19 protein-coding genes are annotated in these 22,166 nt (G+C 41.5%); 11 read left to right on the top strand and 8 right to left on the bottom strand.

Annotated elements, in window-relative coordinates; all coding sequences use genetic code 11:
* Positions 1-19: 19 nt before the first annotated feature.
* Positions 20-457 (top strand): ferric iron uptake transcriptional regulator, encoded by a 438-nt coding sequence (gene fur / locus A7P55_RS21965; RefSeq protein WP_171553813.1) that lies wholly within the window; start codon positions 20-22, stop codon positions 455-457.
* A gap of 96 nt (positions 458-553) precedes the next feature.
* Here the strand turns inward: fur and A7P55_RS21960 are convergent, their stop codons facing one another.
* Positions 554-1,672: a PilT/PilU family type 4a pilus ATPase gene (locus tag A7P55_RS21960; protein ID WP_171553812.1), complete on the bottom strand. Its 1,119-nt coding sequence runs from the start codon at positions 1,670-1,672 to the stop codon at positions 554-556.
* Between the two features lie 24 nt (positions 1,673-1,696).
* Positions 1,697-2,734 (bottom strand): type IV pilus twitching motility protein PilT, encoded by a 1,038-nt coding sequence (locus tag A7P55_RS21955; RefSeq protein ID WP_171553811.1) that lies wholly within the window; start codon positions 2,732-2,734, stop codon positions 1,697-1,699.
* A 125-nt stretch (positions 2,735-2,859) separates the two neighbouring features.
* On the opposite strand from A7P55_RS21955, the gene A7P55_RS21950 reads away from it, so the two are divergent.
* Complete coding sequence (locus A7P55_RS21950) at positions 2,860-3,546, top strand: YggS family pyridoxal phosphate-dependent enzyme (protein WP_171553810.1); 687 nt, start codon at positions 2,860-2,862, stop codon at positions 3,544-3,546.
* Between the two features lie 231 nt (positions 3,547-3,777).
* On the opposite strand, the gene A7P55_RS21945 is transcribed toward A7P55_RS21950, so the two are convergent.
* The 3 genes from A7P55_RS21945 to A7P55_RS21935 form a co-directional block, all read right to left on the bottom strand.
* Positions 3,778-6,039, bottom strand: coding sequence for a YadA-like family protein (locus A7P55_RS21945; RefSeq protein ID WP_171553809.1), 2,262 nt, complete (start codon positions 6,037-6,039; stop codon positions 3,778-3,780).
* 235 nt (positions 6,040-6,274) lie between these two features.
* Positions 6,275-9,871 (bottom strand): AAA family ATPase, encoded by a 3,597-nt coding sequence (locus A7P55_RS21940; RefSeq protein ID WP_171553808.1) that lies wholly within the window; start codon positions 9,869-9,871, stop codon positions 6,275-6,277.
* Positions 9,872-9,880: 9 nt separating this feature from the next.
* On the bottom strand, positions 9,881-11,131 hold the full coding sequence (locus A7P55_RS21935; protein WP_171553807.1) for an exonuclease SbcCD subunit D: 1,251 nt from the start codon (positions 11,129-11,131) through the stop codon (positions 9,881-9,883).
* Between the two features lie 163 nt (positions 11,132-11,294).
* Between A7P55_RS21935 and A7P55_RS21930 the strand changes: the two genes are divergently transcribed.
* On the top strand, positions 11,295-12,077 hold the full coding sequence (locus A7P55_RS21930) for a crotonase/enoyl-CoA hydratase family protein (RefSeq protein ID WP_171553806.1): 783 nt from the start codon (positions 11,295-11,297) through the stop codon (positions 12,075-12,077).
* A gap of 29 nt (positions 12,078-12,106) precedes the next feature.
* Here the strand turns inward: A7P55_RS21930 and A7P55_RS21925 are convergent, their stop codons facing one another.
* Complete coding sequence (locus A7P55_RS21925; protein WP_171553805.1) at positions 12,107-12,484, bottom strand: VOC family protein; 378 nt, start codon at positions 12,482-12,484, stop codon at positions 12,107-12,109.
* Between the two features lie 157 nt (positions 12,485-12,641).
* On the opposite strand from A7P55_RS21925, the gene A7P55_RS21920 reads away from it, so the two are divergent.
* The 3 genes from A7P55_RS21920 to A7P55_RS21910 all read left to right on the top strand — a co-directional run bounded on the left by A7P55_RS21920 (position 12,642) and on the right by A7P55_RS21910 (position 14,819).
* Complete coding sequence (locus tag A7P55_RS21920; protein ID WP_171553804.1) at positions 12,642-13,091, top strand: GNAT family N-acetyltransferase; 450 nt, start codon at positions 12,642-12,644, stop codon at positions 13,089-13,091.
* Positions 13,092-13,380: 289 nt separating this feature from the next.
* Positions 13,381-13,827, top strand: a complete 447-nt coding sequence (locus A7P55_RS21915) for an ABZJ_00895 family protein (protein ID WP_065342660.1) — start codon at positions 13,381-13,383, stop codon at positions 13,825-13,827.
* Positions 13,828-13,913: 86 nt separating this feature from the next.
* Positions 13,914-14,819, top strand: a complete 906-nt coding sequence (locus A7P55_RS21910; protein WP_171553803.1) for a TIGR01777 family oxidoreductase — start codon at positions 13,914-13,916, stop codon at positions 14,817-14,819.
* Here A7P55_RS21910 and thiO read toward each other — a convergent pair.
* Both thiO and hemB read right to left on the bottom strand, forming a co-directional pair.
* Positions 14,805-15,926 (bottom strand): glycine oxidase ThiO, encoded by a 1,122-nt coding sequence (gene thiO / locus A7P55_RS21905; protein WP_171553802.1) that lies wholly within the window; start codon positions 15,924-15,926, stop codon positions 14,805-14,807. The genes A7P55_RS21910 and thiO overlap by 15 nt on opposite strands.
* Before the next feature lie 340 nt (positions 15,927-16,266).
* Positions 16,267-17,280 carry a porphobilinogen synthase gene (hemB, locus tag A7P55_RS21900; RefSeq protein ID WP_171553801.1) on the bottom strand — a complete coding sequence of 338 codons (1,014 nt, stop codon included), beginning with the start codon at positions 17,278-17,280 and terminating at the stop codon, positions 16,267-16,269.
* A 170-nt stretch (positions 17,281-17,450) separates the two neighbouring features.
* On the opposite strand from hemB, the gene A7P55_RS21895 reads away from it, so the two are divergent.
* From A7P55_RS21895 to antC, 5 genes are all read left to right on the top strand, one after another.
* Positions 17,451-17,948, top strand: a complete 498-nt coding sequence (locus A7P55_RS21895; RefSeq protein WP_171553800.1) for a thioesterase family protein — start codon at positions 17,451-17,453, stop codon at positions 17,946-17,948.
* Between the two features lie 130 nt (positions 17,949-18,078).
* Positions 18,079-18,876: a methyltransferase domain-containing protein gene (locus tag A7P55_RS21890; RefSeq protein WP_171553799.1), complete on the top strand. Its 798-nt coding sequence runs from the start codon at positions 18,079-18,081 to the stop codon at positions 18,874-18,876.
* Between the two features lie 216 nt (positions 18,877-19,092).
* A complete protein-coding gene (antA, locus tag A7P55_RS21885; RefSeq protein WP_171553798.1) occupies positions 19,093-20,508 on the top strand; it encodes an anthranilate 1,2-dioxygenase large subunit in 1,416 nt (471 codons plus the stop codon).
* A gap of 3 nt (positions 20,509-20,511) precedes the next feature.
* On the top strand, positions 20,512-21,003 hold the full coding sequence (antB, locus tag A7P55_RS21880) for an anthranilate 1,2-dioxygenase small subunit (RefSeq protein ID WP_171553797.1): 492 nt from the start codon (positions 20,512-20,514) through the stop codon (positions 21,001-21,003).
* A 6-nt stretch (positions 21,004-21,009) separates the two neighbouring features.
* Positions 21,010-22,059: an anthranilate 1,2-dioxygenase electron transfer component AntC gene (gene antC / locus A7P55_RS21875; protein WP_171553899.1), complete on the top strand. Its 1,050-nt coding sequence runs from the start codon at positions 21,010-21,012 to the stop codon at positions 22,057-22,059.
* The last annotated feature ends 107 nt before the right edge of the window (positions 22,060-22,166 follow it).

The raw sequence follows: 22,166 nt of genomic DNA, 5'->3' as shown, positions 1-22,166 counted from the left end.
TGTTGAGAGACCTTTTTTTATGCCGATTTCTAATCAAGACTTACGCAAAGCTGGACTTAAAGTTACCCTTCCTCGTATTAAGATTTTGGAATTATTAGAAAATTCAAAACAACATCATTTAAGTGCTGAAGATATTTATAAAACCTTGCTTGAACAAGGTGAAGATGTTGGCTTAGCGACAGTTTACCGTGTGTTAACACAATTCGAAGCTGCGGGTATTATTCAGCGTCATCATTTTGAAAACAATCATTCCGTTTTCGAAATTATGCAGGAAGATCATCATGATCACCTTGTTTGCTTAAACTGTAATAAAGTTATTGAATTTACAAATGATATTATCGAGAAAGAGCAACATGCAGTTGCAGACCAACATGGTTTTGCCTTAACTGGACACTCTTTAAACTTATATGGTTACTGTAGTGATGCAGAATGCCAAGAGGCTTATCGTAAAAAATAAGTGGGATTGCGTTAAAACCGAAAAGTTCACGAAAATTGAACAAATAAAAAAGGGAAGGTTACAAAAACCTTCCCTTTTTTAATGGCTTAGTTTGAATTATTGACCATCAAAGGTAATATTTCGGCTGGCACTCAGTAACTGGTCTGCACCTTCTTCTGACAGTTTGATGGTGAGACGTAAGTCATTTGGCGAATCCGCATGCTTTAAGGCATCTTTGTAGGTGATTTGACCTGCCTTATAAAGATCAAATAAGGCTTGGTCAAAGGTTTGCATACCCAACTCACGTGAACGCTTCATCAGATCTTTAATCTCATGAATTTCACCCTTACGGATATAGTCAGCCAAAAGCGGTGTATTGATTAAAATCTCAATCGCAGCACGACGTGAATTACCATCTGGTGTTGGAATCAATTGCTGTGCGACGAGTGCTTTTAAGTTCAGCGACAAGTCCATATACAATTGACTATGACGGTCTGCTTCAAAGAAGTGAATGATACGATCCAGTGCTTGGTTGGCATTGTTGGCATGCAGGGTGGCAAGTACCAAGTGACCTGTTTCAGCGAAAGCGATGGCATAGTCCATGGTTTCACGTGAACGAATCTCACCAATCAAGATCACATCTGGCGCCTGACGTAGTGTATTCTTTAGCGCAATTTCAAATGAATCGGTATCAATCCCAACTTCGCGCTGTGTCACGATACAGCCACCATGCTGATGTACAAACTCGATTGGGTCTTCAATGGTGATGATATGACCTTTGGAGTTTTGGTTACGGAAACCAATCATCGAAGCGAGGGAGGTTGATTTACCAGTCCCTGTTGCGCCTACAAAAATGATGATGCCGCGTTTGGTCATCGCCAATTCTTTCAGCACTTCAGGTAGTTTTAGATCATCCATCGAAGGAATCACCGTTTCAATACGACGTAACACCATGCCAGGCATATCACGTTGTTGGAAGGCACTAACACGGAAACGTGCTGTTTTTTCACGGTTCATGATCGCGAAGTTACATTCACGGGTTTCTACAAACTCTTTACGCTGTTTGTCGGTCATAATGGATTGAACCAGTTGACCCACAATTTCCCCTGAAAGTTTTGATTTGGAAACAGGCACGATCTGCCCGTTAATTTTCATTGAAGGTTCAACATCTGCAGTGACAAATAAGTCAGATGCATTTTGCTGAATCATCAAATTGAGTAAATCATTAAAGTCCATGATATTTCTCTAATCCATTTATTTTTATAGGAATGACTCAGGTTGTTTTGCAGCAGTACGTGCTGTTTGCGGGCTAATAATACCTTTAGACACCAGCGTTTTCAGACTTTGATCCAGTGTAGTCATACCGTAGTTTGCACCTGTTTGGATCGCAGAATACATTTGTGCGACTTTGTTTTCACGTACAAGGTTACGAATCGCAGGAATCCCGATCATGATTTCATGTGCAGCAACACGACCACCACCATTCTTTTTCAGTAGTGTTTGAGAAATGACGGCCTGTAGAGATTCAGACAGCATGGCACGAACCATGTCTTTTTCTTCTGCAGGGAAGACGTCGATGACACGGTCAATGGTTTTTGCTGCAGAAGTGGTATGCAGTGTACCAAACACCAAGTGACCCGTTTCCGCAGCGGTCAACGCCAAGCGGATGGTTTCTAAGTCACGCATCTCACCGACTAGGATAATGTCAGGGTCTTCACGCAGTGCTGAGCGTAGTGCTGCATTAAAGCCGTGGGTATCACGATGCACTTCACGTTGGTTAATCAAACATTTTTTCGATTGGTGTACAAATTCAATTGGATCTTCGACGGTTAAAATATGGTCATAACGGTTTTCGTTAATATAGTCGATCATCGCTGCAAGGGTGGTTGATTTACCCGAACCTGTTGGACCTGTAACCAGTACGATTCCACGTGGATAATCACAGATTTCTTTGAAAATTGAACCTAAGCCCAAATCTTCCATGGTCAACACTTTAGATGGAATGGTACGGAACACTGCACCTGCACCACGGTTCTGGTTAAATGCATTGACACGGAAACGAGCAATATTCGGCACTTCAAATGAGAAGTCCGTTTCTAAATCTTCTTCAAAGTCACGACGTTGTTTATCATTCATAATGTCGTACACCAAGCGATGTACATCTTTATGTTCAAGTGCTGGTAAGTTAATACGGCGAACTTCACCATCCACACGAATCATAGGAGGCATACCCGCTGAAAGGTGTAAATCTGAAGCACCGTTTTTGACCGAAAAGGCGAGTAGTTCTGTAATATCCATAATTTCCCCGAAACAAACTAAAATGTCTCATTATTTTGTAGAATAATATAAGGCTTTCATTCGGGCTTACCAACACCTTAAAGAATGGAAAGCAAAAAAAGATTTCGTAAATGAGAACTGTGTCAATGAATCAATCGCAACAATCCCGCCAATCTGTTTTAAATCAAATAGAACTAGCTTGTCAGCGTGTTCAACGTGATCCTGCAACAGTGCAGTTGTTAGCTGTTTCCAAGACACATCCCAGTGCCAGCATTCGCGAAATGTATGCAGTTGGGCAGCGCTGTTTTGGTGAAAACTATTTGCAAGAAGCACTAGAAAAAATTGAAGAACTACAAGACTTAGAAATTGAATGGCATTTTATTGGTCATGTACAACGTAATAAAACCAAGCATCTGGCGGAAAAATTTGACTGGGTGCATGGAGTTGATCGTTTGATCATCGCTGAGCGTTTATCCAGTCAGCGTTTAGATACTCTACAACCCTTGAATATTTGTCTGCAAGTGAATATTGATGGGCAGGATTCTAAAGATGGTTGCCAACCAACTGAGGTTGCTGAGCTGGTTCAGCACATCAGCCAGCTTCCAAATATCCGCTTACGTGGTTTGATGGTGATTCCTGCACCCGAAAATCATGCTGCATTTGCTGATGCTAAAGTGCTATTTGAGCAAGTGAAAGCTCAACATGCGCAACCGCAACACTGGGATACCTTGAGTATGGGCATGTCCGCTGATCTGGACGCTGCGATTGCGGCAGGTTCAACCATGGTCAGGGTAGGAACTGCATTATTCGGAGCACGTGATTATTCAGTCTAGCTTAATAATATTTAACGATTTTTTTGTTTATATAAAGAATAAATTTTAATTGTTTAAAAATTTATTCTTTCCGGAAATTGCATGATTGTTAATTAATTGTTTGGTGTTTTTTACAATGTAAAGTTTTGATTTTTAAATATATGTTATAAGTAATTTAGATCAATAGTTTTGTAGAAAATAATGTAATTAATATTGGCTTATAATGGTGGAATAAATACTATTGTCAATTGTTTATTTCCATTGCCAACCAATAGCCATTCCTCCTCCAACACTACCTTGTGTATTCGCTGTTCCTGCAGCTTTGAATATAAATTTATTATTTTCGGTAATACCGCTAAGACCCAATGCATATCCTTGCTGACCTTCCCAAGTTCCGACTCCCATACTCATCATACTATAACCAGCTTGAGTGGGTTGAGGTAAAGATGCAATTGCAAGAGCTGATGCAAGGGCTGCTTGTGAATCTTGCTTGAACTCAGAAAAATTATGATTTAATGACGTTAAACGCTGATTTGTATATTCTTTTGCTTGTTTTAGCATATATTGATCACCTTGTTCAGCATATGTTTTAGCATCTTGTAAGCTTTTTGCATTTGTATCTTTCATTTGTCTTAGATTAACCGCATCGGATTCAGCTATTCCAGCAGCAACATGAATGATTTGGCGTTCCTGAGTTGGAGAACCTATTGAAACCGTATTATCCCGTTCAGAGCTAGACCCATTGCCTAAGATGACAGCATTGTTTGCTGTAGTTGAAACATCATGTCCGAGAACAATAGTGTCATTACCTATAATAATATTGTTATTACCAATAGCATAATTTGAATGACCTGATACTAGGTTGAGGTCACCAATAGAACCTGAGTAATTACCTGTAACTTTGTTTTTAGAACCTATACTAATAGACTGCTCGCCATGGGCATTTGTATTAGTACCAATGGCAATTGCATTTTTACCCAAAGCTTGAGCGGGGAGTTCTGTTTCAGTTGTATTGGATTGGATTTGGAAATATAGGTTTTTCTGCTGACTAAGTGCAGAAATCCATTCTTTTTCAGTACCTGTATATCCATTTTCAACAGCAAGATCGAAAGCATTTTTACCTGTTTCTCCTCGAAGCGAAGCTAGCCATTCTATTTGTGTTCCATTGAAGCCCTCATCTTTAGCAATTAGATAAGCGCTTTTACCAGCTGCCCCATTAGAGGGAAGGCTATTTATTTGAGTTTGTAAATTAGTAAGTTTGCTATCAACCGCCGTAAAGGCATTACCAACATTATTATAGTTGGAATCTTGGATAATATATGTTGGAGTGTTAAATTGATTAGTTGTAAAATTTGCGCCACCACCTAAAGCATTGGTTAAATTTATTCCAGCATTCTTTAGCTGGCTATAATTTACTGCATCGGTATCTTTAACGGCTGCTGCAATATTTGTGATACGTTTTTCTGCACCTAAACGGCCCACTGAAATAGTATTTTCTTCATCAGCTAATGAGTTATAACCAATGGCAGTAGAATTATTTGCAATAGCTTGACTATAACTTCCTAAAACATGGCTGTTTTCAGCAAGTGATTTATTATAAAATCCAATGGTAGTACTTCCAGCTCCAGATGATTGATTCATAATACCAACTGAACTGCTTACCATGCCTGATGCATTATTCTTCATTCCAGAGTTTTTGAAATAATCAAGAAAAATTTTCTTTTCAGTATTTGTTAATGATGTGTTCCCATTAATTGATACAATATTATCTGGAAACACATTTGAAAGATTTAAGTTAATATTATCTATACTAGTTACTAACTCAATAACACCATCTATAATTATTGTGTTTGCATTTATCTTATCTCTACGAATTGCTTGATAGCCATTACCTAATGCCAGACTTCCAAAGTTTGAGGCATTGTTATTATTACCTAGGGCACTGCTAAAAATCATAGAAGCAGTGTTTATATTTCCCATGGCTGCAGTTGTTAACCCACTGGCAATATTTTCGAAACCTAAAGTAGAGCTTCTTTCAGCTAAAGATTGGTTATAAAAACCAATAGAAGTACTTTGAGAACCTGATGCAATATTCTTATATCCTAAAGCGTTGCTAGTCCATCCAGATGCTTTGTTAAAAGAACCGAATGCAATACTAGAGTATCCAGAAGCTTGATTGACTAAACCAAATGCAGAACTAGCCTCGCCACTAGCAATATTTTGTTGACCAAATGCTTGTGATCCTAAAAAAAATGATTCATTATTCACATTTGTTTCAAGATTATTCCCACTTGCAATATTATTATTTCCGATAGCAATACTATTGTCTTTTTGTGCATGACTAAATAAGCCACAGGCCATAGAATCCATGCCATTAGATGTCGTATAAAGACTATTTTGACAAATAACTCCAGCTCTGGTTTGCTTATATGGGGTAATAATAGGTACTACTAGAAGAGTTATTAATATACTAATTTTTACTTTTTTTATCTGAATTGGAATATTTTTTTTCATGGTAATTTCCAGTATAAGTATATATCTATCTTGGTTAATATTTTTGTGGAAGATCAACTTATTTTAATTCAAAATTTAATTTTTAAATAATGAATTTATTACTGCAAAGAAAGAAATTGTGTCGAAATATTAATCAATTATTGTGTTTGCAAGAAATAATTCTCCAATTTAATTGTAAGTTAGTGATATCTATTGGGAGTGATTTTTGCAAAATTATGAAGCCATTGAATATTAATCACCCCACCACTTCAATTCGACTCGAACCTGAGCCAATCGGTTGCACCTGAATCTGCACAGGAATACGCTCATGCATTTCTTGAATATGTGAGATCAATACGACTTTACGACCTTGGCTTTGTAATTGATCTAGAGCATTCATCACCATATGCAACGAAGAAGCATCCAGCGTCCCAAAGCCTTCATCAATAAACAGTGATTCGATTTTCATAGAACCTGAAGCCATATTGGCAATTGCCAAGGAAATCGCAAGGGCAGTCAGGAAAGACTCACCACCAGACAGTGAAGCCACTGAACGGGTTTCTCCATCCATATCATGGTCAATAATGGCAAGACTGAGGGAGTTCTCTAAACGCTTTAAGGTATAACGCTGTGACAACATGCTGAGTTGTTGATTGGCATATTCAAGCAGAATATCCAAATTATATTGCTGGGCCAAATCACGGAAATCTTTACCTTTAGAATCACCAATCAAACTGGAAATTTTATTCCAGCGATGTTCCTGTTGCTGAATCTGCTGGATTTGATCTGCAAATTGTTTTTGCTTGGCAACATTTTGTTGATGGAGTTCCAATTTTAGTTTGAACTGATCGCGTTGTTCAGCTTGCTGCTGTAAGTTCTCATGATTGAGATGGATGTGCTCAAGCAACTGAGTCTGTTCAATTGGCGGCTGTTGTTGCTGATGAGCATCTAATTGCTGTTGCAGTGTTTTTAGTGCGGAGGCGGCTTCATTAAGTGAGCGCTCTGCATTGTGTAGCGATGTTCGAATCTGCTGTTCTTGCTCAGCACGAATGGCAAGTAAATCTGCGAATAGATGTTCTTCAAACTCAGGATGCTGGCTGAGCCATGCTCGAGTTTCGGTTTTGGATTGGGCAAGGCTAGCTAGCTGCTGCTGTTGTTGAGCCTTGAGCTGTTGCAGTTCATTTTTTTGCTGTTCAAAGCTTAGACGAGCCTGTTCAAAACCTTGCTTGATCTGCTGATATTGATTTTGGAGTTGCTGACGCTGTTGATCATGCTGATTTAACCATTCATTGGCTTTAAGTTCGGTTAAACCTGTCATCGCTACAATCAATTGATGTGCTGACTCGGTATTGTGTTTGCCTTTAATCTCGATGTCTTTGAGTTGTTGGTTAAACTCGGTATGTTGAGTCAGTAAACCAACTAAATTGGACTTTAATAAATTCAGTTGCTGTTCGAGTTGGTCTTGTTGTTTGCTGAGTGTTTCAGCTTGTTCAAGCTGTTGGGCACGTTGTTGTAAACGCTGCTCAAGCTGTTGTGAGTAGGCTAAGGTCTGTTGCTGCCATAGGTTTTGTTCATCGCTACTCAGGCAATCTATAATATGCTGAATCTGTTGTTGTGACTGCTGTACGCTTTCCAGTTGATAGCGGATATTTTGAATGGTTTGGTTCAGGTGATAGTGGTCTTTATTGGCCTGATGCAATTGCTGTAACTCAAGTTCGATCTGCTGTTTGAACTGGGTTGTCTCATTGATGCATTGCTGTTGAGCTTTAGCCATTTCCACATGCGGCTGAGTTAAATCTAAGGAGACGTCGAACTGTGCTGCATGTTTGACTAACTCCAGATGTTGCAGTTTGAATTTATCATCCGCTTGTTGCATGGCAGATTGCAATTGAGTCAGTTCGGTACGAATTTGGGTAAATTGCTGCTGTGTGTTTTGCCAATGCTGAAAGCATAGTTGCTCTTGTTGAATAGCCTGTTGCTCTTGCTGTTGTTGTAGCTCATACAAGGCTTTGGAGAGCTGACCGGCATCATCACGATAAGGGTGTTCGGTGCTGCCACAGACCAGACAAGCTTCACCATGTTTGAGTTCAGCACGCAGATGTTCGATATTTTCAGCATGCAATAAACGTTGTTGTTGCAATATTTGCTGTAATTTTTCCCGTTCAGTTTTGGCAGACTGGAATTCACCTTGGCTGGTTTGTAGTTGTTGTTCAAGCTGCTGGTGTTGTAGCTGTGTGCTACTGAGCTGATGACTTAGTTCATCACATTCTTTTTTAAGTTCAAAATAATGCTGCAATTTTTGTTGAATGATATCCAGTTGATTTAGTCGAGCCTGTTGTTGCTCTCTGAGTTTTTGTTTCTGCTCAATTTGGTTTTCAATCTGTTGTGGTGTGCCAAATTTTTGAATGAGCTCATTCAATACGATCTGATCTTGTTCAAGCTTGGACTGAGCCTGTTGAATCGAACCTAAATTCTGTTCGACTTTTTGGTATTGCTGAATAAATTGCTTGAGTTGCTGCAGATGTGCATTCAAGCCTTTATCTAAAGCGGAGAATTGTGCGCTCTGTTGCAGCTGTTCAGAGCAACTTTGTTGTTGTATGGATAGGCTATGGCGACTTTGTTCAAATTGCTGCTGTTGCTCAAGCAATGGTTGCTGTTGCGCTTCGTTTTGGTTTAAGCGGACTTTGGTTTTCTTATATTCATCAGCAATATATTCACGTTCCTGTACATATTTACGCACTTGAGTGAGTTCATGCTGATGGTTTTGTTCAAAGCTTTGAAATTGCTGTAAGGCCGTTTCAGCCTGCGTATAAGCTGCTTTTTCTTGCTCAAATTGGGTGCTTACAGCTGTAAATCGCTGCTGCTTGTATTGAATCTGCGGTTCAAGCTGTTGCAGCGCTTTTTCCAGCTGTTGTTGCTGGAATACAACAGGACGAATGCCTGAGAAGGTTTCGAGTTGGCTGAGCCGACTGCGATCTGCTGCTAAAGCCTGATGTGCTTGAATTTGAATGTCATGCTGTTGTTGTTTCAGTGTGATTTCAGTTTGAAGTTTCTGTCGCTGCTCAAACCATTGTTGCTGTTGATTAAGCTGAACTTTGTCGGCTTCCAACTGCTGAACCTGTTGCTGTACCTGCTGGAATTGAGCCTGTAATTCGGCAATTTCTTCATCTGAACGAATTTCAATATGACCGAGCACATTTTCGAGTTGCTTGCGCTGGTTACTGATTTCACGGGTCTTTTCAAAAGCCAGTTGTCCAATTTTGGCAAAAATACTGGAGTTGGTCAGATATTCAAGTAATTCTCCACGTTCATTATCGCGTGCCTTTAAAAATGCGGTCACTTCGGACTGCGCCAACAGTACCGCACGAGTAAATTGCTCAAAACTCAGTTGGGTAATTTGTTGAATATGCGCTTCAACTGCTTTGGTTTTATCTGCAATCACCACGCCATCGGTCAGACATTTGAGTGAACGTTGTACACTTTGTAGTTTGCCACTGGCATTTTCACGGGCACGTTTAATTTCCCAACGTGCGAGGTAATGTTTCTGGTCTTGCGCCACAAAACACAGTTCGGCAAAACCATGGCCTGTGCCGCGACGTAGAACCGTTAAAGGGGAGTTGGTCAGCAGTTCAGAACCATCGACATCTAACAGTTTGCCATCACTTTCTTTGAGACGGGGAATTTTATTAAATAAGGCCAGACACATGGCATCTAAAATGGTGGATTTACCTGCGCCGGTTTTTCCAACAATGGCGATCAGTCCCGCACTGGCCAAAGGCTCAGTTTCAAAATCAATAAAATGCTCATCTGCCAGAGATGCCAAATTTTTCAGTCGAATTGATAAAATTTTCATGGCAGGTCCTTAAACAGTCTGATCATCTTCAAGTTGCTTTTGTGCTTCTGCGACCAAACTCATAAAGTCTTGAGTGACTTCATCATCGGCGTGATAGCCTTTTTTCTCCCAAATTTGCTGAAATAGTTTTTCGGGTGTCGGTGGTTCTAAACTAATACTTTGCTTGCACTCTGCATTGCTTTCATTGGAGAGATATTGTCTGGAAATGCGCACCAGTCGATAACGATCTTTGGGCAAGGCATCTTCAAATTGTTGTCGTAAATTGAGTTGTGGGGGCGTCGTGGTGTGATATTCGATATCGACATATTCACGGTGCTCGATATTTTCGATCGGTTCATTTGGTAGATTGCGCAGAAGTTGCATGACTACACTGAGTTCATCTTTAATTTTATGTAGTTGAATACTTCGGGGTATTGGCAACGTTTCAAAGCTAAACGCATCTTCATTTTTTTTAGGATCAATGCTGACTTCAACCACTTGATGTTTATAGTTGATTTCACTAAATGATAGGGGAATTGGTGAACCACTATAACGAATATGCGGATGCTGTACCTTTTGTGGTTTATGTAAATGCCCCAGTGCCACATAATCAATGCTGTCATCGAACAGTGCTGTAGACAGTGCTTCTTCATTGCCAATAATAATCGGTCGTTCTGAGTCCGAGGTTTCTCCGCCTTGCATATGCGCATGTGACATTAGAATTAAGGCTTGATCATCGGTTTTACGGCGTTTGGCTTCTTCGATTAACTGTTGATGTAAATAAGCAATCGCATTTTGACTGTTGGTGGTGTGTTCATTAAAGCCTGTAATTTCGGCTGATCGTAAGAATGGCAGGGCAATACACCACGCCACAATCTGTTTTTGCTCATCATAAATCGGCAAAATTAAACGTTCTAAATCGAGGCTTTTATCTTGATTCCAGCGAATCACCCCAACGGTTTTGGCATTATATTTTTCTAATAATGGCTCTACTTGTTCAATGCGATAACCCGAGTCGTGATTGCCTGCAATCATCAAGGTTTGCATCTGTGGGGCAAGCTTATGTGCATCGGCAAGGAATTGATACAGTTGTTTTTGTGCCTGTGAGCTGGGGTTGATCACATCAAAAATATCGCCTGCAATCAATAAGGCATGCGGTTGTTTTGCTTTGATTTGCTCAAGTAACCATGCCAGAAATTGTTCATGTTCGTAGTGGCGGGAATGATTATAAAAAAACTGCCCCAAATGCCAGTCAGACGTATGAAAAAAACGCACAGTCATAAATGAATCTAAAAATAAAATAAACCAGAATAAGGTAGCACGTATTCAGAGGGAAGGGAGAGTCTTACTCAGCAGAAAAGCACTACAAGATGCTGCTTGATCATTTTTAAGCGATGCTCTAGTTTGATCTCAATGCCATTATTTTAACAATGAGGAATATAAAATGAGCTTAGGTCAAGTAAGCCGCGAAATTATTGATCACATCATGTTGATTGGCTTGGATCGAGTCGCAAAGCGCAATGCTTTTGATAGCCATATGATTCAGGATTTATCCCTTGCTTTAACCGAATATGAAAACAATGCTGAATTACGCTGTGCTGTGATATTTGCGCATGGTGATCATTTTACTGCGGGTTTAGATTTGGTTGAATTACAGTCTAAAATTTCACAAGGCATTTTTAATTTTGCAGCGGATCAATTGAATCCGTGGGGAACAGGCGGTCGACATCGGACTAAACCTGTGGTGGTGGCTGTACAAGGGATCTGCTATACCGCTGGGGTAGAGTTAATGCTGAATGCCGATGTGGTGATTGCCAGCGAAAATACGGTCTTTGGTCAGCTTGAAGTGCAACGTGGGATTATGCCTTTTGGCGGTGCAACGGTGCGTTTCGTGCAGGCTGCAGGTTGGCAAAAGGCCATGCCTTATTTATTGACGGGGAAGACCTTTAATAGCAAAACGGCATATGAGCTGAATCTCGTCTCGGAGGTGGTGGCGTCAGGGCAACAACTTGAACGGGCCTTGGAAATTGCCAAAGAAATCTGTGTTTCTGCACCATTGGCTGTACAGGCGTTATTGGCTTCTGCAACTGATGCAGTCGTGGAAGGGCAAACAGTTGCATTTGAAAAAATGAACAATTATTTAATGCCGCTGTTTGTATCTGAAGATGCTCAAGAAGGCGTTCGAGCCATGATGGAAAAACGCCCACCGCAGTTTAAGGGGCGGTAATCATTTAAATTTAACTTGAATTTAGCAAGTTATTGCGCCTGTTCATCGATTTCACAAATCCCAAAGGTATTATGATCGAGGTCGATGAAATAGCCTTGCCAGCAGCGGTTCGGTATCGCAAATTTTTCCATGGCGATAAGCCCACCTAAACTTAAAATTTTAGCTGCAGTTTCATCGAAATTTGCCACCTCTACACTACAGGTAAAGGCATTGGTTCCACACCCTGTTGCTGGTGCTGCTACAGGACGTTGTAATAAACCGCCATGAATTCCTGTTGTTGCGATACGATAATATTCAATGGGCAGGCCTTCTACTTTTTCAAATTTCCAGCCAAATACGGATTGGTAAAAGTGAATATCACGTTGAGGAGCTGATGACTGAATTTCAAAATAAATAATGTTGTTCATTCCATCTGTCCTTAATTTTTATAGTCGTAGAATTATTCTAAAGAGATATGGAATTGAAGATCGAGAGATTTATGTAAGCAGATGCGCGTTTTGCGGTTTGATCATAAAATCGCATTGAATACATTTGAGTAAAGTATAAGAGGTTAATCCTGTATTGATGAAGATTATTAAATTAGCGAATCATCCTGAATTGCGAGAACAGGCTGCCATATGGTTTTCGAATCAATGGGGGATTCCGATTGAGGCCTATCGAGACAGCATACAAACTTCGATAGAGCAGCCAGAAGGAATTCCACAATGGTATGTAATTCTGAATGAACATCAGCACATCATTGCTGGCACTGGGGTGATCGATAATGACTTCCATGAGCGCAAAGACCTGAGCCCAAACCTGTGTGCTTTATTTGTTGATGAGGCTTATCGAAAGCAAAATATCGCCAGACAGTTGTTGGATTTTGCCCGAATGGAGATGAAAACATTAGGCATTGAAAAGCTCTATCTAGTGACGGACTTAGATGATTTCTATGAAAAGTGTGGTTGGACATTTTTAACCACGGTGACAGAAGATGAGGGTGGGCTGATCAAAATGTATGTAGCCAATACCTGACCAACCCCAAATTTCAGGCAAATAAAAACCGACGATTCGAGTGATGATAAATCGTCGGTCAAAATCTTTTTCAATGGTTCTGGCTGCTAACACAACCACTGTTAAAGATGGAGAGTCATAATGAAAGGTCACCGAAAACATCGCGGATGCCGTGCAATGTCCAATCGGTTGCTGCGACCTTATACCTTATATAACGACACTGGTTGAGGATTGGTTGACATAAAAATGAAAAAAAAGTGAAAAAAATTTATAATTATTTTCTAAAGCCAGTCTAATTAGGTTTATCTTTATGATTTCATTGCGTTTGTACTATATCTGGTTTTTTATAATTTGTTTTACTGCGACCTTGTTGGTCGGTGTACTGGCAGCTATTTTACCCAATAGTATTGGGGGCGTGTTGACTGCGATTCCTTATTTAATTGCGATCATTGTTATTTTATTCAAATTTTTGAAGAAACAGCGCCGTGCACCGACGCCACAGGAAAGGAAACGTTTAAGCATTGGATTTAGTCTGATCTTTTGGGGATACAATGTCTGTGGCTTATTGTTAGGGCTGTTTATTTTTGCACGTAAAGATCCCGAAGTTTGGCAAAACTTCTTGTTATATCTAAAACAACCTGCATTTCTGCTTAGTATTTTAGCAATGTGGTTTGTGATCGCCGTGCCGCTCTTCTTAATTACCTATTGGTTCTATGGGCCGCAAGCACAAAGAATGGCCAATAAAATGTTTAGCTAGTCGAATAAAGTTCACTTGTAATCTACTTTTATTCTGCTAAGACTTAGATATGGAGCTGGATCAATATCAAGCGGGATGAGAGTGGGATGCAAAAACAGACAGTTTTAATCACAGGCGCAAGTGGCTTTATTGGCTCTCATTTGTTGCCTTTTTTATTGGAACGACAATTTCAAATCATTGCACTGACCCGACAACAGAATTTAGTTTCTCAGCATTCAGACCTGCGTTGGGTGAATGATCTTGATCAAATAGAAACGCAACAGATTGATTATGTAATTAATCTGGCGGGTGAAAATATTGGCGCAAAACGCTGGACTGAACAGCGTAAGCAGCAATTAATACACAGCCGTGTTGCAATGACCGAACAACTGTATCAATGGTTGGAACAACGGCAAATTTTTCCGAAATGCATTATTTCTGGGTCTGCGATTGGTTATTATGGTATTGATCCACAAGAACAGTGGAAGTTGGTTTGTGATGAAAATACAGCACCGCAAGCGATTTTTATGTCTGAACTTTGCCAAAAGTGGGAGCAAGCCACTTTAAAATTTAGCCAACAAAATACCAAGATCATTCGTTTGGGTGTGGTTTTTGGGCAGGGTGGGATTTTACCACAAATGTTGTTACCGATTCGATTGAATGCGGTTGCAAAAATTGGTTCGGGACAACAACCTGTGGTGTGGATTCATATCCAAGATGTACTGAATGCCATGGTTTTTTTGCTGCAATCCCATCACAGTCAAAAGGTGTATAACCTAGTTGCACCTGAACAAATCAATCAACAACAATTTGCTCAAACGGCTGCTCACATTTTAAAGCGCAAACCTTTTATGCGAATGCCTAAGTGTGTATTTACATCGATGCTTGGCGAGCAAGCACAACTTATTTTAAATGGTCAATATGTGATTCCGAAGGCTCTGTTGGAACAGGGCTTTCAATTCCAATATCCTGATTTAAATGTGGCTTTAACTGCAATTCTAGCAAGAAATTAAATCCTGTCGCTTTAAGCGCAGAGGAGAATAAGCATTTGGATCGACCAGTGTCTCTTGTCCTAAAATGAGTTGGCGCAGCAAACGTGCTGAACCTGAGCCCATGCATAGGCCATTGCGGAAATGTCCAAAATTGGCCCAGAGATTTTCTAACTCAGGCATTGTGCCGATATAGGGAATACCTTGTGGAGAACTCGGGCGTAAACCCGCCCAGTGTTTTACAATCGGGAATTGCGCTAATTCAGGCACCATCTCTAAACAAGCGTTGAGAATATCCTGTTGGGTGTTTGCATCCACCGCGGTGCTAAAGCCTGTATCTGCCATGCTTGAACCACAGACGATATGACCATCTTGGCGTGGAATCAGATACATCACTTGATTCATGCACATGGTTGGTAGCCAGTTTTCAGGGGTTTTAAATAACAGCATTTGCCCTTGTACAGGATGTACAGGGATATTGCATTGGATTTGTTGCTGCCATTGTTGACTCCAAGCACCCGAGGTAATCACGACATGATCTGCGCTAAATTTCTGACCCTCTTCAGTTTCAATTCCGAGTACTTTCTTATTTTGAATCATTAACTTTTCTACAGGGCAATGCTCAAAGAAACGAACAGCGGGATGTTGTTTTAAATAGCAAATTAATGATTGTAATAAACGTGGATTACGAACATTGGACAGGTGTGGGAAATAAATAGCTTGTTGGAATTGTTGGGAAATATAGGGATTAATCTTTTCGAGTTTGGGGCGATTGAGCAGTTCACAGTGTTGCATCGGCTCTTGATGTCGCGTGGCATAATTCAAACCAATTTCAAAATCTTCCTGATCGAAAATCAGCATGCCCGTATCGTGGATTTGAAAATCAATGCCAGTGACGGGAAGGAGCTTCTCATTCCATGTCTGATAGAGTGACTTTCCGTATTGCGCCAGCTGATTGACTTCGGGCGCATAACGCCAAGGATACATGGGGGAAAGGATACCTCCACCCGCCCATGAGGCTGCTTGACCTGCAAGTTGTTGGTCAAAAATATCGACAGAGCAGCCTTGTTCAGCAAGTTCCAATGCTGACATTAAGCCGCTAATACCCGCACCAATGATGGCAATATGCATAACTTTAATTTAAGTGGTTTCTAAGATAAAACGTATCTTGAAATTTGCTACACGGAAGACGTCATTCGCAACCTGAGCAAGCTAAAGCGGTTATAGCTTTAGCGTAGTGCAAGACAAACGGAGTGCGTAGTTTATGCTAAAGCCTAGCTTTTGCCTTGCGGTACGGCAGAGATTATTAATCTCTGCGATTCGTACCTCAGGTTTTGCGAATGACAATGGTTTTGCCTACTTTTCCCGAAAGAAAAGTAGGTCGAGCCGAAGGCTAATCCAGAAAAGGGATGAGAGCTCAACAAGACTCTGGAGTAGATACTATCATTTTCGGATAGATGAAATATAACTTCTATTTCATCTCTTTTAATTTACGTGCTGCATCTTCTGCAAAATAGGTCCAGATCCCATCTGCACCTGCACGACGGCAACACATCAATGATTCTAGAATCACGTTGTCAGAGAGCCAACCGTTTTGAATCGCACCTGCAAGCATGGCGTATTCACCACTGACTTGATAAATAAACGTTGGGACACCGAAGGTATCTTTAACTTCACGAACCACATCTAGATAAGGCATACCTGGTTTAACAATCACCATATCCGCACCTTCTTGCAGATCCAGCGCAATTTCATGCAGGGCTTCAGCACGGTTGCCAATATCCATTTGGTAATTGTATTTATTGCCGCCTTTTAGATTGCTAGCAGAACCGACTGCATCACGGAAAGGGCCGTAAAAGCTAGAGGCATATTTTGCAGAGTACGCCATGATGTTGGTGTAGATAAAATCGTTTTGCTCAAGTGCTTGGCGAATCGCACCGATACGACCATCCATCATGTCACTTGGCGCAATTACGTCTGCACCAGCCGCAGCATGACTGAGTGCCTGTTTCACTAGGCATTCCACGGTTTCATCATTCAGTACATAACCCGTGTCATCAATAATACCATCTTGACCATGTGTGGTATAAGGGTCCAATGCACCATCGGTAATCAGTACCATTTCTGGTAATTCTTTTTTGAGCAGACGGCAGGTGGCTTGAACTAGGCCATTGTCATCCCAAGCGGCTTCTGCCGTTAAGCTTTTATCGTGTTGTGGTGTGACAGGGAATAAAGCAAGTTTCGAAACCCCGAGTTCAAGCAGGGTTTCTGCTTTTTTAAGTAATAAATCAGCCGACAAACGTTGCACATTGGGCATGCTTGGAATGTCTTGGGTTTGTTGTTGTCCTGGTAGTACAAACACTGGATAAATCAAGTGATCTGCCGTTAAATGAGTTTCGCTGACCATGGCACGAAGTTGGTCATTTTTACGGATACGGCGCATGCGAGTCGCAGGAAAAGCTGGACGATTGAACGTATAAGTCATAACAATCTCGATGTTCAGTATTACACTATAGGAATAATTGAGGTATTAAGTCACGCTAGGGAGAGCTTAGCTGTGTTGCTCAATTACAGAACCCCGCTATTGTAGCCCCATATTTTTAGATTTGTGCAAAATAATGGAAAGTTCTTCTTTCCATTGAGTGTAGGCCGCGTATGAATGATGTAAAGAGAAACTGGACTGGCAATATTCAGCTAGGTACAAAAGCAGATCACCAAGTGGTGTTGAAACAGCTGTGTAAGGCATTCAATGCCTGTCCATTTTTTAACTACAGTGGCATGGTCATGCGAGTGGTCGATGATCAGATAGAAGCCTATGTGGAGATGCAGCCAGAATTGGTCGGGAATGTGGCATTCCAGATTCTACATGGTGGTGTGGCGGCCACGATTCTGGACAGTATTGGTGGTGTCGTTGCGATGGAACAGCTTTATCGCCGTGCCACACCAGAAGATTTACCCGATACCATTAAGAAAGTATCGCGTTTAGCGACGGTGGATATGCGGGTGGATTACCTTGCACCTGGGCGGGGAAAATTCTTTATTGCTCGTGCGGAAACCTTACGTCTAGGTCGTAAAGGTTGCACCATGCGGATGACCATGGTTAATGATGAAGAGAAAGCGATTGCAACCGCAATTGCCTCATATGCCTATTAATTTAGATGGCACAAGCTCAACTGTCTTTTAGGCAGCAGCTTCTGTCCTGAACACCGCTTCCTTTTTTCGTGTTGATATCGTATTTCTATCCTAACGAATACATGTGATTCAGCAATAAAAAGGAGTTGTTGTGCCTCATTCAACGCAGCATTTTGATTTTCTCGAGCATAACCGAGCAGCTTGGGATAAGCAGGCGCAAGAACAGCTACCGTGGTCACGTCCTGTCAGTCATGAACTGATTACCGCAGCACGTCATGGTGATTGGGATGTACATCTCACACCCCAACCCGTTCCAAAGGCATGGTTGGGCGATATTGTTGGGAAAAATATTCTTTGTTTAGCTTCTGCTGGTGGGCAGCAAGCGCCTGTGTTAGCTGCGGCAGGAGCCAACGTCACGGTGTTTGATCTGTCCGATCAACAGTTACAGCAAGACCGAATGGTGGCTGAGCGAGAAGGGCTAACGCTCAACACGGTACAGGGTGATATGTCTGATTTACAGATATTTCGAGCAGCTGAATTTGATCTGGTATTTCACCCTATCTCAAATCTATATGTCTCTGATGTTAATGCCGTGTGGAAAGAATGCTTTCGGATATTAAAACCTCAAGGTGCACTGCTTGCTAGTTTTTATAACCCTGCAGTTTTTATTGGAGACCGTGACCCTGAATACGCCAAACAAGGATTGATTCGGCCTATTTATAAATTGCCATATTCTGATCTTAAGGATCTGAGTACAGATGCGCTCAATGCTAAGCTACAACGTGGTGAAGCAGTGGTGTTTGGACATAGCCTAACGGATTTAATTCAAGGGCAACTGGCCGTAGGCTTTCTGCTTCAGAGCTTTTTTGAAGATGATCAACCAAATCCTCGCTTTCTACTTGATCAATTTATGCCAACTTTTCTAGCCACTCGCGCCATTAAGAATTAATTGTGCATACTCGATTAATCTTCGCTCGATGATTCTCATTTATCCTGCACTTCACTCTTAGATTGGCTTTTAAACGTTATTCTCAAATAAGCGTTGCTCGGCAGTGTCACTAAAATTATTCAGAAACTGGATAGAGATCTGGAAAAAGTGGATAGAGCCAAGAACTAAATCACGCTTCAATCAAGAAAAGATTTTTATTGATTGGAGGATATAAAAATGACAACACGTAATATTGCAGAATGGCAAGATTTCATCACAGGATGTTTGGATTTTCGCCCGAACGATGGCGTATTCCGTATTACACGCGAGATGTTCACAGAGGCTGAACTTTTCGATTTGGAAATGGAATTGATCTTTGAAAAAGTTTGGATCTACGCCTGTCACGAAAGTGAAATTCGCAACAATCATGATTTTTTAACGGTTCAGATTGGACGCCAACCGCTGATTATTAGCCGTGATGGTCAAGGTCAATTACATGCCATGGTCAATGCCTGTGAACATCGTGGTGCGACCTTAACCCGTGTGGCCAAAGGCAATCAATCTACCTTTACCTGTCCGTTCCATGCGTGGTGCTATAAATCAGATGGTCGTCTGGTCAAGGTCAAAGCACCTGCTGAATATTGTGAAGATTTTGATAAATCGAGTCGTGGTCTCAAACAAGGACGAATTGCTAGTTATCGTGGCTTTGTTTTTGTCAGTCTGGACACACAAGCAACAGATACCCTTGAAGACTTTTTGGGGGATGCCAAAGTATTCCTCGATTTAATGGTGGAACAGTCGCCAACTGGTGAGTTGGAAGTCCTGCAAGGCAAGTCTGCTTATACCTTTGCAGGAAACTGGAAGCTGCAAAATGAAAATGGTCTGGATGGCTATCACGTCAGTACCGTGCACTATAACTATGTCTCAACCGTACAACATCGCCAACAGGTCAATGCAGCCAAGGGCGATGATCTGGATACCTTGGATTACAGCAAATTAGGTGCGGGTGATAACCAAACCGATGATGGCTGGTTCAGTTTTAAAAACGGTCATAGTGTTCTATTCAGTGAGATGCCAAATCCAGCCGTGCGTCCTGGCTATGACACGGTGATGCCTTATCTGCTGGAAAAATATGGTGCCAAGCGTGCGGAATGGGCGATGCATCGTCTCAGAAACCTAAACCTCTACCCAAGCTTGTTCTTTATGGATCAGATCAGTTCTCAACTACGGATTGTCCGTCCTGTGGCATGGAATAAAACTGAAGTGATTAGCCAATGTCTGGCAGTAAAAGGCGAGTCGACCGAGGCACGTCGTAACCGCATTCGCCAGTTTGAAGACTTCTTCAATGTCTCTGGCTTAGGTACGCCTGATGATCTGGTGGAGTTCCGTGAACAGCAAAAAGGTTTCCAAGCACGTTTGGAACGCTGGAGTGATATTTCTCGTGGACAGCATAAATGGTGCTATGAGTTGACGCAAAATGCACAGGATCTGGGGATTCAACCTGTGATCACGGGCAGTGAACTGACGCATGAAGGCCTATATGTCAATCAACATGGTCAATGGCAACGCTTAATGCTGGATGGCTTAAATCGCAAAGCCTTAAAAATGCAGGATATTACCTACCAGTTAGATACTGTGACAGAGGAGGTCTAAGCCATGACTGCTGAATTACATTTTGCCGTTTCACAATTTTTATATCAGAAGTCTGAACTGTGTGATCGTTATGATTGGGATGCCTATCTGGAATTGTATGATGAAGATAGCGAATATCACATTCCGCAATGGATTGATGATCATCGTTATGTCGAAGATCCGAATCAGGGCTTGTCTTATATTTATTATGCCGATCGCTCAGGTCTGGAAGACCGCGTATTCCGTATTCGTACGGGCAAAGCAGCATCAGCCACGCCATTACCTCGTACGCAGCACAGCATTCAAAATGTACAGGTTAAAACCCTACCAGAGGGTTTGATTGAAGCCAGAGTCGGTTGGAGCACTTTATATAACCGTCAAGGACTGGAAGGTTGTTTCTATGGACATGCCACTTATCTGTTAAGACCTACGGCGGAAGGATTCCGTATCCGCCGTCAGCACACGATTTTGCTAAATGACAAAATTGATTCGGTCTTAGATTTTTATCATGTTTAAGGGAGCATCATGATGGGACATTCAGTTGCGCTTAATTTTGCCGATGGAAAAACCTTTTTTATTTCAGTCCAAGAGGATGAGTTACTGCTGAATGCAGCCATTCGTCAGGGTATCAATTTACCCTTGGATTGCCGTGAGGGCGTGTGCGGAACCTGTCAGGGCCAATGTGAAACTGGCATTTATGAACAGGAATATGTCGATGAAGATGCGCTGAGTGAACGTGATTTGGCTGAGCGTAAAATGCTGGCTTGCCAAACGCGGGTCAAATCCAATGCTGCCTTTTATTTTGATCATAACTCCGAGATGTGCCATGCAGGTGAAACTTTAAAAATTGCCAGCAAAGTGACCAAGCTTGAACTGGTGTCAGAGAGCACCGCCATCCTGCATGTCGATGCCAGTTCATCTGCCAAGCAACTTGAGTTTCTACCCGGTCAATATGCCCGTTTGCAAATCCCTGAGACAGAAGATTGGCGTTCTTATTCCTTTGCCAATCGACCCAATCCTGACAATCAACTGCAATTTTTAATTCGCTTATTGCCTGATGGGATCATGAGTAATTATTTACGTGAACGTTGCCAAGTGGGGCAAACCATCATGATGGAAGCACCTTTGGGCAGTTTCTATTTACGTGAAGTAGAGCGACCGCTGGTGTTTATTGCAGGCGGCACAGGTCTATCTGCTTTTTTAGGTATGCTGGACAATATTGCCGAGCAAGTCGATGCACCCGCAATTCAGTTGTATTACGGGGTCAATCAGGCAGCCGACTTATGCGAGCAATCGCGGTTACAGGCCTATGCAGAACGGATGCCGCATTTTAACTATCAACCTATCGTCACCCAATCTTCAGAGACGTGGACAGGCAAAACAGGTTATATCCATCAGCACCTGAATCGTGATCAACTCGCGGAACAAGCTTTTGATATGTATTTATGCGGGCCACCGCCGATGATCGAAGCGGTCAAATGCTGGCTGGATGAGCAAGCATTAAGTAATTACCGTCTCTATAGCGAGAAGTTTTTACAAAGCAACAGTGCACGTATTGCACTCGATGCTTAATCGAAGAGGGGTGGAACATCGTAATGACCATCCCTTTTTTCATTCATCAAAAACATCATCCTCAACATTAAAAATATCGGATGTATGCAATCAGACGACTCTGAAGG

Origin of the sequence: Acinetobacter sp. Ac_5812, from assembly GCF_013072695.1 — a bacterium.
Classification (GTDB): Bacteria; Pseudomonadota; Gammaproteobacteria; order Pseudomonadales; family Moraxellaceae; genus Acinetobacter.
This window is presented reverse-complemented; position numbering and strand designations above follow the sequence as displayed.

What these genes read in the sequence shown, in the direction of transcription:
- fur (WP_171553813.1), top strand. Translation starts at nt 20, where the DNA reads ATGCCGATTTCTAATCAAGACTTACGCAAAGCTGGACTTAAAGTTACC.
- A7P55_RS21960 (WP_171553812.1), bottom strand. Translation starts at nt 1,672, where the DNA reads ATGGACTTTAATGATTTACTCAATTTGATGATTCAGCAAAATGCATCT.
- A7P55_RS21955 (WP_171553811.1), bottom strand. Translation starts at nt 2,734, where the DNA reads ATGGATATTACAGAACTACTCGCCTTTTCGGTCAAAAACGGTGCTTCA.
- A7P55_RS21950 (WP_171553810.1), top strand. Translation starts at nt 2,860, where the DNA reads ATGAATCAATCGCAACAATCCCGCCAATCTGTTTTAAATCAAATAGAA.
- A7P55_RS21945 (WP_171553809.1), bottom strand. Translation starts at nt 6,039, where the DNA reads ATGAAAAAAAATATTCCAATTCAGATAAAAAAAGTAAAAATTAGTATA.
- A7P55_RS21940 (WP_171553808.1), bottom strand. Translation starts at nt 9,871, where the DNA reads ATGAAAATTTTATCAATTCGACTGAAAAATTTGGCATCTCTGGCAGAT.
- A7P55_RS21935 (WP_171553807.1), bottom strand. Translation starts at nt 11,131, where the DNA reads ATGACTGTGCGTTTTTTTCATACGTCTGACTGGCATTTGGGGCAGTTT.
- A7P55_RS21930 (WP_171553806.1), top strand. Translation starts at nt 11,295, where the DNA reads ATGAGCTTAGGTCAAGTAAGCCGCGAAATTATTGATCACATCATGTTG.
- A7P55_RS21925 (WP_171553805.1), bottom strand. Translation starts at nt 12,484, where the DNA reads ATGAACAACATTATTTATTTTGAAATTCAGTCATCAGCTCCTCAACGT.
- A7P55_RS21920 (WP_171553804.1), top strand. Translation starts at nt 12,642, where the DNA reads ATGAAGATTATTAAATTAGCGAATCATCCTGAATTGCGAGAACAGGCT.
- A7P55_RS21915 (WP_065342660.1), top strand. Translation starts at nt 13,381, where the DNA reads ATGATTTCATTGCGTTTGTACTATATCTGGTTTTTTATAATTTGTTTT.
- A7P55_RS21910 (WP_171553803.1), top strand. Translation starts at nt 13,914, where the DNA reads ATGCAAAAACAGACAGTTTTAATCACAGGCGCAAGTGGCTTTATTGGC.
- thiO (WP_171553802.1), bottom strand. Translation starts at nt 15,926, where the DNA reads ATGCATATTGCCATCATTGGTGCGGGTATTAGCGGCTTAATGTCAGCA.
- hemB (WP_171553801.1), bottom strand. Translation starts at nt 17,280, where the DNA reads ATGACTTATACGTTCAATCGTCCAGCTTTTCCTGCGACTCGCATGCGC.
- A7P55_RS21895 (WP_171553800.1), top strand. Translation starts at nt 17,451, where the DNA reads ATGAATGATGTAAAGAGAAACTGGACTGGCAATATTCAGCTAGGTACA.
- antA (WP_171553798.1), top strand. Translation starts at nt 19,093, where the DNA reads ATGACAACACGTAATATTGCAGAATGGCAAGATTTCATCACAGGATGT.
- antB (WP_171553797.1), top strand. Translation starts at nt 20,512, where the DNA reads ATGACTGCTGAATTACATTTTGCCGTTTCACAATTTTTATATCAGAAG.